This is a genomic window from Pseudomonas sp. MM211 (genome assembly GCF_020386635.1).
Classification (GTDB): domain Bacteria; phylum Pseudomonadota; class Gammaproteobacteria; order Pseudomonadales; family Pseudomonadaceae; genus Aquipseudomonas.
Genome location: NZ_CP081942.1, coordinates 966,901 through 982,258 on the forward strand (window position 1 = coordinate 966,901; position 15,358 = coordinate 982,258).

17 protein-coding genes are annotated in these 15,358 nt (G+C 62.2%); 9 read left to right on the forward strand and 8 right to left on the reverse strand.

What is annotated here, in order from left to right:
• The first annotated feature begins 8 nt into the window (after positions 1–8).
• The 4 genes from ehuB (at position 9) to ehuA (ending at position 3,078) form a co-directional block, all read left to right on the forward strand.
• Positions 9–860, forward strand: a complete 852-nt coding sequence (ehuB, locus tag K5Q02_RS04320; protein WP_225836730.1) for an ectoine/hydroxyectoine ABC transporter substrate-binding protein EhuB — start codon at positions 9–11, stop codon at positions 858–860.
• 78 nt (positions 861–938) lie between these two features.
• Entirely contained in the window at positions 939–1,598 is a 660-nt protein-coding gene (ehuC, locus tag K5Q02_RS04325; protein ID WP_225836732.1) for an ectoine/hydroxyectoine ABC transporter permease subunit EhuC, read from the forward strand.
• The gene (gene ehuD / locus K5Q02_RS04330; protein ID WP_225836733.1) at positions 1,595–2,257 is read left to right on the forward strand and encodes an ectoine/hydroxyectoine ABC transporter permease subunit EhuD; all 663 of its coding nucleotides are present in this window, start codon (positions 1,595–1,597) and stop codon (positions 2,255–2,257) included. Before ehuC ends, ehuD begins: the two co-directional genes overlap by 4 nt.
• A gap of 41 nt (positions 2,258–2,298) precedes the next feature.
• A complete protein-coding gene (gene ehuA / locus K5Q02_RS04335) occupies positions 2,299–3,078 on the forward strand; it encodes an ectoine/hydroxyectoine ABC transporter ATP-binding protein EhuA (protein WP_092371912.1) in 780 nt (259 codons plus the stop codon).
• 211 nt (positions 3,079–3,289) lie between these two features.
• Here the strand turns inward: ehuA and K5Q02_RS04340 are convergent, their stop codons facing one another.
• From K5Q02_RS04340 to K5Q02_RS04375, 8 genes are all read right to left on the reverse strand, one after another.
• Positions 3,290–3,925, reverse strand: a complete 636-nt coding sequence (locus tag K5Q02_RS04340; protein WP_225836735.1) for a hypothetical protein — start codon at positions 3,923–3,925, stop codon at positions 3,290–3,292.
• Between the two features lie 200 nt (positions 3,926–4,125).
• A complete protein-coding gene (locus tag K5Q02_RS04345) occupies positions 4,126–4,392 on the reverse strand; it encodes a PilZ domain-containing protein (protein ID WP_225836736.1) in 267 nt (88 codons plus the stop codon).
• Between the two features lie 98 nt (positions 4,393–4,490).
• The gene (locus K5Q02_RS04350) at positions 4,491–5,378 is read right to left on the reverse strand and encodes a lysophospholipid acyltransferase (RefSeq protein WP_225836737.1); all 888 of its coding nucleotides are present in this window, start codon (positions 5,376–5,378) and stop codon (positions 4,491–4,493) included.
• Between the two features lie 88 nt (positions 5,379–5,466).
• On the reverse strand, positions 5,467–6,081 hold the full coding sequence (locus K5Q02_RS04355; RefSeq protein WP_225836739.1) for a pyridoxamine 5'-phosphate oxidase family protein: 615 nt from the start codon (positions 6,079–6,081) through the stop codon (positions 5,467–5,469).
• Positions 6,078–6,641 carry a DNA-3-methyladenine glycosylase I gene (locus tag K5Q02_RS04360; RefSeq protein ID WP_225836741.1) on the reverse strand — a complete coding sequence of 188 codons (564 nt, stop codon included), beginning with the start codon at positions 6,639–6,641 and terminating at the stop codon, positions 6,078–6,080. The genes K5Q02_RS04355 and K5Q02_RS04360 overlap by 4 nt, the downstream gene beginning before the upstream one ends.
• A 262-nt stretch (positions 6,642–6,903) precedes the next feature.
• Positions 6,904–7,725 carry a DUF3325 domain-containing protein gene (locus K5Q02_RS04365; protein ID WP_225836742.1) on the reverse strand — a complete coding sequence of 274 codons (822 nt, stop codon included), beginning with the start codon at positions 7,723–7,725 and terminating at the stop codon, positions 6,904–6,906.
• Positions 7,722–8,018 (reverse strand): DUF3649 domain-containing protein, encoded by a 297-nt coding sequence (locus K5Q02_RS04370; protein ID WP_225836744.1) that lies wholly within the window; start codon positions 8,016–8,018, stop codon positions 7,722–7,724. The genes K5Q02_RS04365 and K5Q02_RS04370 overlap by 4 nt, the downstream gene beginning before the upstream one ends.
• Positions 8,015–9,643, reverse strand: coding sequence for a PepSY-associated TM helix domain-containing protein (locus tag K5Q02_RS04375; protein WP_225836746.1), 1,629 nt, complete (start codon positions 9,641–9,643; stop codon positions 8,015–8,017). The genes K5Q02_RS04370 and K5Q02_RS04375 overlap by 4 nt, the downstream gene beginning before the upstream one ends.
• Before the next feature lie 356 nt (positions 9,644–9,999).
• Here K5Q02_RS04375 and glyQ point away from each other — a divergent pair, with 356 nt between their 5' ends.
• From glyQ to K5Q02_RS04400, 5 genes are all read left to right on the forward strand, one after another.
• A complete protein-coding gene (gene glyQ, locus K5Q02_RS04380; RefSeq protein ID WP_225836748.1) occupies positions 10,000–10,947 on the forward strand; it encodes a glycine--tRNA ligase subunit alpha in 948 nt (315 codons plus the stop codon).
• A complete protein-coding gene (glyS, locus tag K5Q02_RS04385; RefSeq protein ID WP_225836750.1) occupies positions 10,944–12,998 on the forward strand; it encodes a glycine--tRNA ligase subunit beta in 2,055 nt (684 codons plus the stop codon). The genes glyQ and glyS overlap by 4 nt, the downstream gene beginning before the upstream one ends.
• Before the next feature lie 75 nt (positions 12,999–13,073).
• The gene (gene gmhB / locus K5Q02_RS04390; protein WP_225836753.1) at positions 13,074–13,604 is read left to right on the forward strand and encodes a D-glycero-beta-D-manno-heptose 1,7-bisphosphate 7-phosphatase; all 531 of its coding nucleotides are present in this window, start codon (positions 13,074–13,076) and stop codon (positions 13,602–13,604) included.
• 35 nt (positions 13,605–13,639) lie between these two features.
• Positions 13,640–14,416, forward strand: coding sequence for a lysophospholipid acyltransferase family protein (locus tag K5Q02_RS04395; RefSeq protein WP_225836756.1), 777 nt, complete (start codon positions 13,640–13,642; stop codon positions 14,414–14,416).
• A gap of 312 nt (positions 14,417–14,728) precedes the next feature.
• Positions 14,729–15,349, forward strand: coding sequence for a CDP-alcohol phosphatidyltransferase family protein (locus K5Q02_RS04400; protein WP_225836758.1), 621 nt, complete (start codon positions 14,729–14,731; stop codon positions 15,347–15,349).
• The last annotated feature ends 9 nt before the right edge of the window (positions 15,350–15,358 follow it).

The following is a 15,358-nucleotide window of genomic DNA, read 5'->3' on the forward strand; positions in this document are numbered from 1 at the left end:
AGAATCACATGATAAGCAGCGTTATTCCTTCCACAGTGCGTCGCCTCACCATTGCCTGCGGCGTATTCGTCGCACTGGGTGCCACGGTCGCACAGGCCGCAGACACCCTGGAGAAGGTCAAGGAAAACAGCAGCGTGCGCATCGGCTACGCCAACGAAACGCCGTTCGCCTACACCGCGCTGGACGGCAGCGTCACCGGCGAGTCACCGGAAATCGTCAAGAAGATCTTCGAGAAGATGGGCGTGCAGACCATCAACCCGGTGCTCACCGAATGGGGCTCGCTGATCCCCGGCCTACGCGCCAGCCGCTTCGATCTGATCGCCGCCGGCATGTACATCACCCCGGAACGCTGCAAGCAGGTGCTGTTCACCGACCCGCATTACCAGTTGCCCGACACCCTGCTGACCAAGACCGGCAACCCGAAAAACCTGCACAGTTACGAAGACATCGCCAAGAGCGGCGCCAAGGTGGCGATCATGGCCGGCACGGTGAACCTCGGTTACGCCCGCGATGCCGGTATCACCGACGGGCAGATTCTCCAAGTACCGGACACCACTGCACAATTGCAGGCCGTACGCGCCGGTCGCGCCGACGCTGCCGTGGGCACGCAACTGACCATGAAGAACCTGGCCGAGAAGGGCGGCGACACGGTGGAAGCCATCGCCGACTTCAAGGATGACCCGTCCCACACCGGCTACGGTGCCCTGGCCTTCCGTCCCGAAGACAAGGCCTTTCGCGACGCGGTCAACGCCGAGCTGAAGAAGTGGATCGGCACCGACGAGCACCTGGCGACTGTCAAACCGTTCGGCTTCGACAAGTCCAACATCACCGACAAGACCGCTGCCGAGCTCTGCCAGTAGGAGCGGGCGTGCCCGCGAGCGGCTTGCGCGGACGGGCAATGCATTTTCGAGTTTCCTTCGCCACATAGGACTGCATTGATGGGCGATCTCCTCCCACTGTTGCTACAAGGCGCCTGGGTGACCGTACAGATCACCTTCTGGGGCTCGCTGCTGGCCGTCGTCTCGGCGGTAATCGCCGCGCTTGGCCGGCTTTCACCCATCGGCCCACTACGCTGGCTGGCCATCGCTTATATCGAAGTGTTCCGCGGCACCTCGTTGCTGGTGCAGCTGTTCTGGCTGTACTTCGTGCTGCCGATGCCGCCGTTCAACGTCGAGATGAGCGCCTACGCAGTGGCCATCGTCGGCCTCGGCCTGCACATCGGCGCCTATGGTGCGGAAGTGATGCGTGGCGCCATTCGCTCCGTGGCAAAGGGTCAGTACGAGGCGTGCCAGGCACTGAACATGTCGCCCGCCAAGCGCTTCTACCGAATCATCTTGCCGCAGGCGCTGCTGGCGGCGATTCCTCCGGGCACCAACCTGCTCATCGAGCTGCTGAAAAACACCTCGCTGGTGTCGCTGATCACCCTGTCTGACCTGGCCTTCCGTGCTCGTCAGCTGGATCAGGCGACCTTCATGACCCTGGAAATCTTCGGCCTGGCGCTGCTGATGTACTTCGTCATGGCCCAGGCGATCAACCTGGGCATGCGCCGGCTGGAAAAACGCCTGGCCCGTGGCCGCATGCGCGGAGGCCTGTCATGAATTTCTTCGACTGGGCATTCGCCTGGAGCATCCTGCCGCAACTGCTGCAGGCCTCGCTCAATACCCTGCTGATCACCTTCGGTGGTTTCGCCATCGCCATCGTGTTGGGCCTGTTCTTGGCCATCGCACGGCGCAGCCGCAAGGTATGGCTATCCTGGCCAGCCACCGGGCTGATCGAGTTCATCCGCAGCACGCCACTGCTGATCCAGGTGTACTTCCTGTTCTACGTATTCCCCAATTACGGGCTCAACCTCACCGCTTTGCAGGCAGGCATTCTCGGTATCGCCCTGCATTACGCCTGCTACACCGCCGAGGTCTATCGCGCCGGCCTGGACGCCGTGCCGCGGGCGCAGTGGGAAGCGGTCACCGCACTCAATCTGTCGCCGCTGAGCGCCTACCGCAACATCATCCTGCCCCAGGCGCTGCGACCGATCCTGCCGGCCCTGGGCAACTACCTGGTGGCAATGCTCAAGGACACCCCGGTGCTGTCAGCCATTACCGTGGTGGAAATCATGCAGCAGGCCAAGAACATTGGTTCGGAGAGTTTCCGCTACCTGGAGCCGATCACCATGGTTGGCCTGTTCTTTCTGTTGCTCAGCCTCGGCCTCGCCTGGTGCGTGCGCCGCCTCGAAGACCGTATGGAGGAGGCGCCACGATGAACGCCCCGCATCTTTCCCCCAACGCTGCCGGAATTCCCGCCATGTCACAGCCCATCGTACGTTTCACCGACGTGACCAAGCGCTACGGCAACCTGACCGTACTCAATCACCTGAACCTGGAAGTCGCCGCTGGCGAGAAGGTCGCCATCATCGGCCCCAGCGGCTCGGGAAAATCCACGCTGCTGCGGGCCCTGATGACCCTGGAAGACATCGACGAAGGGGTGATCGAAGTCGATGATCAGCCGCTGACTCATATGCCTGGCCGCGACGGCAGGCTGGTACGTGCCAGCGCCGGCCATCAGCGCAAGGTGCGCGGCAAGATCGGCATGGTGTTCCAGAGTTTCAACCTGTTCCCGCACATGAATGCCATGCAGAACGTCATCGAAGCGCCGGTACAGGTGCTCGGCATGAACAAGCGCGAAGCCAGCGAGCGCGCTCGGGAGCTGCTCGACATGGTCGGCCTGGGCGCCAAGCTCGAGCACTACCCGTCGCAGCTTTCCGGCGGCCAACAGCAGCGCGTTGCCATCGCTCGCGCCCTGGCCATGCGCCCCAAGGTGATGCTGTTCGATGAAGTGACCTCGGCCCTCGATCCCGAGCTATGCGGCGAAGTGCTCAACGTCATCCGCCGTCTGGGCAGCGAGCACAAGCTGACCATGCTGATGGTCACCCACCAAATGGGCTTTGCCCGCGAGTTCGCCGACCGCGTGTGCTTCTTCCACCAGGGCTGTATCCATGAACAGGGCACCCCGGCCGAACTGTTCGGCAACCCGCAGCAGGAACGTACACAGAGCTTCCTCAGCGCAGTGAACGAGGCGCACTGAGGCCTTCTCAACGGGGCGGGGACGAACCAAGCTGGTGGGCTGAAGCCCACCCTACGGGGGCGTACGCTAGGTAGGGTGGGCTTTAGCCCACCAAATTTGCTGGTTAACCGGCGGCACTCAACAGCGGAAGCGCAGCGTCCCAGAAGGCATTCCCACGCAGGGCGTGAGGAACGATCCGAGCCAGGGCCAGCCAATCGTTCTCGGCAAGGCCTTACTGGCGCGGCACTTCGAACGACAGGGTCGCCACGTGCACCACGCTGTCGTAGCGCTTGCCGTCGACGGTGGCGGCGCCGTTGACCTGGGCAGTCACTTCCAACACGTAGCGGGCAGGGAAGGAGGGGTCGAGGGTCACAACGCCTTCGGCATCCGGCTTGAGGGTGCGCGTCCACTGTTCGGAGGTGTAGACGTTGACCTGCGAGGCCGACACCACGGTGCCTTTCCAGTGCAGTTTGAAGGCATTGCCGTTGGGCTCGGTCGGCACTAGTTCCAGGTCATTGACCGCCTTGGTCTCGCTGCGCCCGGCCTTGGCTTCGTAGATCACCAGGTTGTCGCCTTCCGGCAACTTGGCACTGACGCGCAGATCACCCTGACCGCTATCGGCGATCGGGTAGGCGTCACCACTGGCGCGCAGCGCAGCGTTCTTGCCATCGGCCTGCTTGATGCTCGGCTCCAGCAGCTTGCCCAGGCTCAGCTGTTCGGTAGGCTGAAAGTCACTCAGGTAAGCCTTGGCTTGCGGGGCCGCGCCACGCTCGATCCACAGGTACTCGGCCTGGGCCACGGGCAGGGCCAAAGTAGTGCCCAGCAGCAGGGCAAGGGAAGCGGCGTGACGGCCACGGAACGGGGTCATGGGAACTCCTTTTCACGGGATTGAACAAGAAGCCCGACGCCAGCGACGGGCAAGAAAAGTGGTGGTTCATCTACAAAGACGGATAACTCGGAGAAAACCCGCACTCAGCGATGAAAAAAACACCACGACTCATTCAACAAGCGTGAAAGCAGCGTGCCCACGCAGAGGTGGGCACGCAGGGAACTTGCAGCGCAAAGCAGTCAGTCGCGGACGAAGCGCAGCCCCACGCCATCGGGGTCGACGCGCATCACTTCCATTTCCAGGATCGGTGCTTCGAAGGGCATGTCCTGCACCTGACCGGTCACCCGCGTACCGAGCTCCAGCACCGCCAAATCCTCATGCCGGACGTAAACGCCGCCATCGGAAAGATCGCGAGTCTGGGCGACCAGCTCACCGAAACTCGGATGGCAGATCTTGATGCGGCACTTCATCGGTGTGCGGGGATACTGGCGCTGGTTGGCGGACATGTCCTGAACAGCCTCGTGCAAAAAGATTTGCCCTGTTAATAACTCAATTTTCTGCTTACGCCCAGCCCATCGGGCCTCATTGCGAGGCACCTTGGCTTTCAGTACCAGCGAGCCTCACCTTCAGGGCGCTTCTTGAAGCGTTTCATGCTCCACATGTACTGGCTGGGGTAAGCGCGCACGTACTTCTCCACCACGGCGCTCATCGCCGCCACGGCGGTGTAGGTGTCTTCGCTGTACATACCTTCCGGCGCGGCTTCAAGGATCACTTTGTAACCCGAACCATCCTCCAGACGCAGCGCATGCAGGAACACGCCAACCGCCTTGTGCCCAACAAGCATGCCCGGCACGAACTTGCTGGTCAGCGCCACGGTGCCGCAGAAGGGCACGAACATCCCGGACGACAAGCTCGGCTCAGGGTCTGCGGGGATGCCAACGGAACCGCCCTTGCGGACTTCCTTGATGACGCTAAGGATGCCTTCCTTGGTCGACGGCGCCACGCGATTGCCCAGCTGCACGCGCTGCTCGCGGAGCAGATCATCCACAGCTTTGAGCTTTGGTGGGCGGTAGAAAATGATCGGTTTGCACTGCGAACAGTAGAAGTGGTTGAGCACTTCCCAGTTGCCCAGGTGGCTGGTGATGCCGACCACGCCCTTGCCAGAGGCGAGAGCGGCTTCGAGCACTTCTAGGCCCTCGACTTCACGCACCCGGGCCAGCGACTTGTGCGCCGGCCAGACCCAGGCGCAGGCGCTTTCGGTCAGCGTGCGACCAATGTCCATCAGGCTGCGGCCGACCAGCTTGTCGTGCTCGGCGGCAGTCAATTCAGGGAAGCATTTGGCCAGGTTGATGCGCACCACGTCGCGCGAGCCCGATGGCAGTTTCCACATCAGCCAGCCGATCATCGCGCCGAGCGACTGCACCGCACGCCATGGCAACAGGGCGAACAAGCGCAGGGAACCGACTACCAACGCGCCTTTGAGCTTTTCCACAAGCTGCTCCCGTCAGAAAAAGGGAGCGCATTGTAACCGCCTCGGACCAGCGTGGCTGTTACATACATGCGCAGAAACGAGGAGGCGTTCAGTAAAGCCTGGTCTTCAGGCGTTCCTGCAACTCACGTTCATAGGCCTGCACATCGAATTGTGGATCCATGACCGCCTTGAGGATATCGCCTGCCGACGGCAGGCTGGAGCGTTCAACATGCCGCTCTGCCTCCCACAGGCCGGAGCGCACAACCGCCTTGGAACACTGAAAGTAGCAAGTGTCCACGCTGATACGCAGCACGCTACGCGGCAGCTTGCCTTGCGCCATGCACTGTTCCAGCAGTGCCGGTTCTACAGAGATCGTGGCGCGACCGTTGACCCGAAAGCTCTCGCCGACCCCGGGAATCAGGAACAGCAGCGCCACGTGGGGGTCGTGGATGATATTGCGCAGGCTGTCGATGCGGTTGTTGCCCGGGCGATCCGGCAGCAGCAGGGTGCGCTCGTCGACAACCCGCACGAAGCCCGGCGCATCGCCCCGCGGCGAGCAATCCAGCCCGTCGGGGCCGTGGGTGCCGAGCACCACGAAAGGCGACGCGGCGACCAGCGCCTGGTAGGGCTCGCTGAGGTAGGGGATTTCCTTGCGCAGCGAGCGCTCGTGGGCCTCGCCGTATAGCGCCTGCAGTTGTTCCAGAGTGTCGATGGTCGTACTCAAGGGCGTGCCTCCTGTTGCAATTCTGCGTAGCGATCACAATCGCGGGTGTGATCCATGACCATGCCGGTGGCCTGCATGAAGGCATAGCAGATGGTCGATCCGACGAAAGTGAAACCGGCCTTCTTTAACGCCTTGCTCATGGCTTCGGCTTCGGGCGTCACCGCTGGCACATCTGCGCGCCCGCTGAAATGGTTGACCTTGGGCGTGCCGCCGACAAACGACCAGAGCAGCGCCACCGGATCGTCGAGGCGCAGCCAGGCCTGAGCGTTCTTGCGCGCAGCCTGCAGCTTGAGACGATTGCGGATGATGCCGGGGCCCTGCATCAGGGTTTCGATGTAGTCATCGCTCATCGCCGCCAGACGCTCGGCATCGAAACCGAACAACACCTGACGATAGCGCTCGCGCTTCTTCAGCACGGTAATCCATGACAATCCGGCCTGGGCACCTTCGAGCAGCAGCATCTCGAACAAATGCTGTGGGTCGCGGGACGGCACGCCCCACTCTCTGTCGTGATAGGCCTGATAGAGCGGGTCGTCGTTACACCAGAAACAGCGAGGCATGGCAGTCGGCTCGGCGATGGGCGAGGGCAGACTATAACCGGGGATCGATTACGAGTGAGCCAGCGCCGACTCTTGTAGCCTGGGTAGAGCGCAGCGAAATCCGGGAAGCAGTTGATCGTTCCCACGCTCTGCGTGGTAATGCATTGGCAGGACGCTCTGCGTCCGTACATCGTTATCCGAGCTCGCAAATCGTGGCGCGGAGCGCCACAGGATGAATGCCCACGCAGAGCGTGGGAACTATAGGCCCCTACACATCCGTCACTCAGGATTCGCGTTCGAGAAACGCCGCCAGTTCGGGCGATACCTTGTCGATATCCACCGCCGCGTGATGCACGCTGCCGTCCTTGCCTTCCACGGTCAGCCACAGCTGATCGCTGAGTGTGGCCTTGGCGGGAATCTGGATTTCCACCCAGCGATCCCAGCGGTTGCCAGAAAACACCAGGCCCGCTGCACGCAGTGAACGTGGCTTGCGGATTTTCAGATAGGCCGCGCGGATCTGGTCATCGCAGGTTTCGCAGAAGCGTACTTCGAAGGCCTTGAACGGCGTGCCCAGCACACGGTGCGGCGCCTTGCGTTGCGCCTCGGCCAGAGTGAACGACCAAGGGCCGACCTGACCCTGCACGGCTTCATCGCTGTGCAGCGGTTTCGGCGAAGCACTGAGCAACAGGCCGACCACCGCCACGGGCACCAGCAGCAACACGCCGGTCGCCCCGCGGCGCATCCAGTGCAGGCGTTCGACGGGCTGTGCGACGAGACTCTCGACCACCTTAGGCTTCTTCTCGCGGCGTGGCGCGGCCTTGCCCGGTGACGGCTGCCATGGCCACCTTGGCAGGTAGAAAACCAACACGATACCGGCGACCGACAACCAGCCCAGCCAGGCCGCCGCACCAACGCTCACGCCCCAGTGACTGAGGCTCAGGCCCAATGCCAGAGCCAAAAGCAACCAGCCTGCGGCGCGCAGTACCTGCATCCACAGCGGTGACAGCACGCGGCGCAGCAGATGCTTGCAGTGTTTTTCCATCGCCAACGCCAGGGCGATGAAGCCACCGAGGCTCGCCAGCAGAATGGAGAGATTCAGGCTCATGCCGCACCTCCCGATTGCAACACCCAGCACAGCAATGCGATCACCGCGGTGGGGATCAGCATGCCCAGCCAGGCACGGGTCACGCTACGCACGCTGAACACCCAGATCACCGCCACCGCATACAGGGTAAAGCTGAGCATCGTGGCGGCCAGCACGGCCTGGCTTTTCGGCAGCGGCCAGACCAGCGACAACAACACGGTCAGCGCGGAGGTCAGGGCATAGCCACCCAGCGCCGCAGCCAGCACTCGCGAGACGACCAACCAACGATAACGCGCCATAGAACCTTCTTTCATGCCAGCGCCTCCTTGCCCGACAACGCAGCCGCCGCATCGGCCTTCAGCCAGCGGCGACGAATCTTCATGGCGCCATAGGCGAACAGCGCGGCCAGGCCGAACATGCTCAGATCGAATCCGGCCAGCACCCAGTCACCCTCGACGAGGGTCACGCCCAGATGGCGGTCGGTAGTCAGGGCGTTGATCACAGGGATCAGCCCGTAGGCCGCCACCGCCATCCAGGCCATCTCCAGCCAGGCCTTTTTCAGCGGTCGCAGCGAGGCATAGAGGAACAGCCAGCCCCAGGTCAGGAACAGGCAGTGCATCTCCCAGTCCGCGCGATCACCCATGCCCACCGGCAACAGCCGGTTGGCCCAGAAGTAGGCGGCCACCGCCACCGGAAGCCCCACCAGGGTGCCGGCGTTGAGCACTTCCACGAGGCGCAGGCCGTAAGCGTCGAACAGCGCCGCAGCGTCGTTGCGCTTGAGGTGCTGATTGCGCCGCTTGACCGTCCACAGCACCAGCCCGGTACCGATCATCCCGCAGCCGAGCAGGCCGGCGATCAGGTACAGCCAGCGCAACCACCAGTCGGCGAACAATCCCTCATGCAAACCGATCAGCATGCGGTGGGTCTTGCCGGCGCCGTGGGTCTTGTCCGGATAGACCGTCGACTGGCCATCGGCAGCAGCAAAGCTCAGCATCACCGGGTCATAGATGTTCACAGAGTCGCCGATGATCCGCTGCACGTCGACACGCGCTGGCTCGCCCTTCACCTGGCTGATGGTCAGGCTCGACACGCCGCGATCGGGCCATTGCGCTTCAGCGCGCTGCACCAGTTCCTCGAGCGAGACCTGTGGCCGGCTGGCGGGCAGATGCTCGCGCTTGTCGCGGGCAAAGAGGTCATCGAACAACGCGCGCTGCTGCAGGTTTCCGGTGCCATACACCGCGGCGGCACCGGCCGGCATGTAGTTGAAGACGAAGAAAATCAGGCCGCTGTAGGTGATCATCAGGAAGAACGGCAGCGCCATCACGCTGATCACGTTGTGGGCATCCAACCAGGAACGCTGCCCCTTGCCAGGGCGGAAGGTGAAGAAGTCTTTGAAGATCTTCTTGTGGGTGATGACCCCGGTGAGAATCGCCAGCAGCATCAGCATGGTGCACACGCCGACGATGGTGATGCCCACGTTGTAGGGCATGTAATGCAGTATGTAGTGCATCTCGTACAGGGCGTCGCCACCACCGGTGGCGCGCGGCTCGACTTCCTGGCGCGGCAGGCCGGTCTCGGCGTTCAGCTCTTCACGACCGCGCCGACCGAAATCATGACCACGCTCGGGCAGGTCTTCCCAGGCAATCGCCAGGCCCTGCTCGCCACGCGGGCGCAGCGAAGTATGCGGCAGGGTGATAGTCCAGCTCTTGGCATTGCTGGCGACCTGCTCCAGGCGCTTGAGGCCGCGCTCGAGCATTTCGCTGCGCTCCACGCCCTCGACGCGTACCTGCAGCGGCCGCTCGGGCTGCATCCAGCGGGTGATCTCATCGTCCACGTAACCGGCAGTGCCGGTCACGAACACGAAAAACAGCACCCAGCCAACCACCAGCCCCGTCCAGGTATGCAGCCAGGCCATGGACTGGCGAAATCCCTCTTTCATCGATACTACCCTGCTTATTGTCATGAACACGGCCAGACCGCCTGCGAGGCAGGCCTGCCACCGTGGTGCTGTCCGTAGATAAAATGATGCAGCCCTGCAAACGACACGAGCATCTGCGATGCCCGTAGGCAAAATCGCCACATCTCTAAGTAAGACGGACGAACGCAGGAAAACCGGCATTTTAACGCGACTGATTATTATTGGCAGGGTATTTCGTGCAGCTAGCTGCACTCGCCAGCAGAGTGCCACCGCCGGGGTGGTGCGTTGGTCTGTAGAGACGGCGCAGCATGCGGGCTGCGCCTTGCTTCGGGTATACTCCCCGGCTTTCTGTCGCAGCCCTAACAGGTGAATTTTTCGTGAGCCAGACAACGCCTGCCGTGCGCACCTTCCAGGACTTGATCCTCGCCCTGCAACAATACTGGGCCGAGCAAGGCTGTGTGGTATTGCAACCCTACGATATGGAAGTAGGCGCCGGTACCTTCCACACCGCCACCTTCCTGCGTGCCATCGGCCCGGAAACCTGGAACGCCGCTTATGTGCAGCCTTCGCGTCGCCCGACCGACGGCCGTTACGGTGAAAACCCCAATCGCCTGCAGCACTACTACCAGTTCCAGGTAGTACTCAAGCCGAATCCGGAGAACTTCCAGGAGCTGTACCTGGGTTCGCTGAAGGCCATCGGCATCGATCCGCTGGTGCACGATATCCGTTTCGTCGAAGACAACTGGGAATCGCCGACCCTCGGCGCCTGGGGTCTGGGCTGGGAAATCTGGCTCAACGGCATGGAAGTCACCCAGTTCACCTACTTCCAGCAAGTCGGCGGCATCGAGTGCTACCCGGTTACCGGTGAAATCACCTATGGCCTCGAGCGCCTGGCCATGTACATCCAGGGCGTCGATTCGGTGTACGACCTGGTGTGGGCAGACGGCCAGTTCGGCAAGGTCACCTACGGCGACGTGTTCCACCAGAACGAGGTGGAGCAGTCGACCTACAACTTCGAACACGCCAACGTCGAGAAGCTGTTCGAGTTGTTCGATTTCTACGAGAGCGAAGCCAATCGTCTGATCGAGCTGGAACTGCCGCTACCGACCTACGAGATGGTGCTCAAGGCCTCGCATACCTTCAATTTGCTTGACGCGCGCCGCGCCATTTCGGTGACCGCACGTCAGCAGTACATCCTGCGCGTGCGCACCCTGGCCCGTGCCGTAGCCCAGAGTTATCTGCAGGCGCGCCGCAAACTCGGCTTCCCGCTCGCCGCCCCCGATCTGCGTGATGAAGTACTGGCCAAGCTGGAGGCAGCAGAATGAGTGCACTCGATTTTCTGGTTGAACTGGGCACCGAAGAACTGCCACCCAAAGCCCTGAAAACCCTCGGCCAAGCCTTCCTGGCAGGTGTCGAAAAAGGCCTCAAGACTGCCGGCCTGAATTACAGCGGCGTGCGTTACTACGCCGCGCCGCGCCGCCTTGCGGTATTGGTCGAGCAACTCGCTACCCAGCAGCCGGATCGCACCGTCAACCTCGATGGCCCGCCGTTGCAGGCCGCCTTCGACGCCGACGGTAACCCGACCCAGGCCGCCCTGGGCTTCGCCAAGAAGTGTGGCGTGGAGCTGGCCGAGATCGACCAGAGTGGGCCGAAGCTGAAGTTCAGCCAGCACATTGCCGGGCAGAACGCCGCGAGCCTGCTGCCGGGCATCGTGGAAACCTCGCTGAACGAGCTGCCGATTCCCAAGCGCATGCGCTGGGGTGCCCGCAAAACCGAGTTCGTCCGTCCGACCCAGTGGCTGATCATGCTGTTCGGTGATCAGGTGATCGATTGCGAAATCCTCGCCCAAAAGGCCGGCCGCGTATCGCGCGGGCACCGCTTCCATGCCAACCATGAAGTGCGCATTTCGGCACCTGCAATGTACGCCCAGGAGCTGCGCGCCGCCTACGTGATCGCCGACGCCACCGAGCGCCGCACGCTGATCGCCAAGCGCATCGAACAACTGGCTGCCGAGCAACAGGGCACCGCCATCGTGCCGCCCGCCCTGCTCGAGGAAGTCAGTGCCCTGGTCGAATGGCCGGTGCCGCTCGTGTGCTCCTTCGAGGAGCGCTTCCTGGCAGTGCCGCAGGAAGCCCTGATCACCACCATGCAGGACAACCAGAAGTACTTCTGCCTGCTGGACGCCAACGGCAAGCTGCTGCCGCGCTTCATCACCGTGGCCAACGTCGAGAGCAAAGACCCGGCGCAGATCGTTTCCGGTAACGAGAAGGTGGTGCGTCCACGTCTGACCGACGCCGAGTTCTTCTTCAAGCAGGACAAGAAGCAGAAGCTGGAAAGCTTCAACGGGCGCCTCGCCAATGTGGTCTTTCAGGCCCAGCTCGGCACCGTCTACGACAAAGCCCAGCGCATCTCGGCCCTCGCCGGCTTCATCGCCGAACGGATTGGCGGTGACGCCAAGCGTAGCGCCCGCGCCGGTTTGTTGAGCAAGTGCGACCTGGCCAGTGAAATGGTCGGTGAGTTCCCGGAAATGCAAGGCATCGCCGGTTACTACTACGCCCTGAACGACGGTGAGCCAGAAGACGTTGCCCAAGCGCTGAACGAGCAATACATGCCGCGCGGTGCCGGTGCTGAACTGCCGAGCACGCTGACTGGTGCTGCCGTAGCGCTGGCCGACAAGCTGGACACCCTGGTCGGTATCTTCGGTATCGGCATGCTGCCCACCGGCAGCAAGGATCCCTACGCCCTGCGTCGTGCGGCACTGGGCGTGCTGCGTATCCTGATCGAGAAAGGCCTGGATCTGGATCTCGGTGCCACCGTCGACTTCGCCGTGCGTCAGTACGGCGGCAAGATCAAGGCACAGGGTCTGGCGCCACAGGTGCTCGACTTCATCTTCGATCGCCTGCGTGCGCGTTACGAAGACGAAGGCGTGGATGTCTCCGTGTACCAGGCCGTGCGTGCGGTGAACCCGCTGTCGCCGCTGGACTTCGACCAGCGCGTACAGGCCGTTCAGGCTTTCCGCCAGCTGCCGGAAGCCGAGGCCCTGGCCGCCGCCAACAAGCGTGTGTCCAACCTGCTGGGCAAGGCCGACGGTCTGATCGCCACGAGCATCGAGGCGCATTACTTCGATACGCCGGCCGAGTTCACCCTCAACGCCGCCATCCAGCAGGCCGACAACGCCGTGCAACCGCTGGCCCAGGCGCGGCAGTATCGCGAAGCGCTGGCGCAGTTGGCCTCGCTGCGCAAACCGGTAGACGCCTTCTTTGAAGCGGTGCTGGTGAATGCCGAAGACCCCAAGGTACGTGCCAACCGCTACGCGCTACTGGCGCGTCTGCGCGGGTTGTTCCTGGGCGTCGCCGATATCTCCGTGCTCGGCTAAAGCAGTCACAAGCTGCACACCACAAGCTGCAAGTAGCAGCTTTGGTCTGCAGCTTGAGGCTTGGAGCTTGCAGCTATGAAGCTGATCATTCTCGACCGCGACGGCGTCATCAATCATGACTCCGACGCCTATATCAAAAGCCTCGACGAATGGATCCCGATCGCGGGCTCCATCGAGGCCATCGCCCGTCTGAGCAAAGCGGGCTGGACGGTGGCAGTGGCCACCAACCAATCCGGTATCGCCCGCGGTTACTACCCGCTGGCGGTGCTCGATTCCATGCACACGCGGCTGCGCGAGCTGGTGGCAGAGCAGGGCGGTGAAATCGGCCTGATCGTGCAATGCCCGCACGGACCGGATGACGGCTGCGATTGCCGCAAACCGAAACCCGGCATGCTGCTGCAGATCGCCAAGTACTATGGTGTATCGCTGCAGGGCGTTTGGTTCGTCGGCGACAGCGGCAGTGACCTGCAAACCGCGCACGCCGTCGACTGTCAGCCCGTTTTGGTGAAAACCGGCAAGGGTGCTCGTACCCTGGCCAAGCCACTGCCAGCCGATACGCTGGTATTCGATGATCTGGCGGCGGTCGCCGCACAGCTTCTCACTTGATAGCGCAGGCCAGGCCTGCAACGGTAATTGCTCACATGTCGACAGTGCAGTTCTTCAGAACCTTCCTCTTCTATCTGTTGCTGTCTTCCAGCTCGTTCGTCTGGTGCATCATCAGCGTGTTCGTCGCGCCGTTCCTGCCATTCCGGGCGCGTTATCGTTTCGTGGTGCAGAACTGGTGCCGCTGCGCCGTCTGGTTGGCCAAGGTGGTTGCTGGCATCCGCTACGAGATCAAGGGCCAGGAAAACATTCCCGATCAGCCCTGCGTGATCCTCGCCAAGCACCAGAGCACCTGGGAAACCTTCTTCCTGTGTGCCTACTTCGAGCCGTTGAGCCAGGTGGTCAAACGCGAGTTGCTGTACGTGCCGTTCTTCGGCTGGGCGATGGCCATGCTCAAGCCGATCGCCATTGATCGCAGCAACCCCAAAGCCGCACTCAAGCAACTCGCCAGCCAGGGCCGCGCACGCCTGGAGCAGGGTGCCTGGGTACTGGTATTCCCGGAAGGCACACGCATTCCGGACGGCCAGATCGGCAAGTTTTCTCGCGGTGGCACCGCGTTGGCGGTTAACAGCAAGCTACCCGTACTGCCTGTCGCGCATAACGCCGGGCAATTCTGGCCGAAGGAAGGCTGGGGCAAGAAGCCCGGCACCATACAGGTGATATTCGGCCCGCCGCTGTTTGCCGAAGGCGAAGGCCCACGAGCGATTGCCAACCTCAACGACCGTGCTTTCGCGTGGGTCAGTCAGGCGCAGCAAGAACTCGGTGCACTCGATCCACAGAGCACCGCCGTAGAGACAGCCAACGATCTCGCCTGAGCCGTCACGATCTGTGGATAACCTGTTGAAGGTTTTATCCTAAAATTTAAATAGCCCTCTCAAGGTACTGATAAAACTGGATTTTTATCGGTACCTGAAATGTCGATAAATTGGGCATAAGTTTTCATGCGGCAACATGACAACCATCACGTTGGCGTATCGCTTAGTGGGTGCTCAACCGGCTAAGCTGGCGTCAATCCAAGAACCTGTTCAAGGTCTCGCGAGCTAGAGCCTGTTTTTAACGCAGCAGGGCCGATGCGCAGCGGGGCTTTGGGCAGGTTCTAAGAAACATGAAGGAATGGAGTTCCAAACATGCTTTCGATTTACCAGCTCAAACCCCGCTTTCAAAACCTGCTGCGCCCATTGGTGCAGCGCCTCTTCGACCGTGGCGTGACCGCCAATCAGGTCACGCTGAGCGCTGCCATCGTGTCGGTGCTGATCGGCCTGCTACTCGCCATCTTTCCCGATCGCCTCTGGCTGTTCGCGCTGATCCCGCTGTGGATGCTGCTGCGTATGGCGCTCAACGCGGTGGACGGCATGCTCGCCCGTGAATTCGGCCAGCAGTCCACGCTCGGTGCGTACCTCAACGAACTCTGCGACGTGATTGCCGATGCCGCGCTGTTCCTGCCCTTCGCGCTGTCGCCCGGGGTTTCTCCCGTGCTGGTGGTGCTGTTGGTCATCGCCGCGCTGATCACCGAATACGCCGGCGTCATGGGCCCCATGGTCGGCGCCTCGCGCCGCTACGACGGCCCAATGGGCAAAAGCGATCGCGCCTTCTGCTTCGGCGTACTCGGTGCCGGTGTCGCCACCGCGCTGCTGCCACTGAGCTGGATAAATCCGATTCTGGCGGTCATCACCGCACTGCTGCTGTACACGCTATACAACCGCGTACGCCAGGGTTTGGCGCAAGCGGCTTCCCCCACTGTGGAATAAGGATGCTCC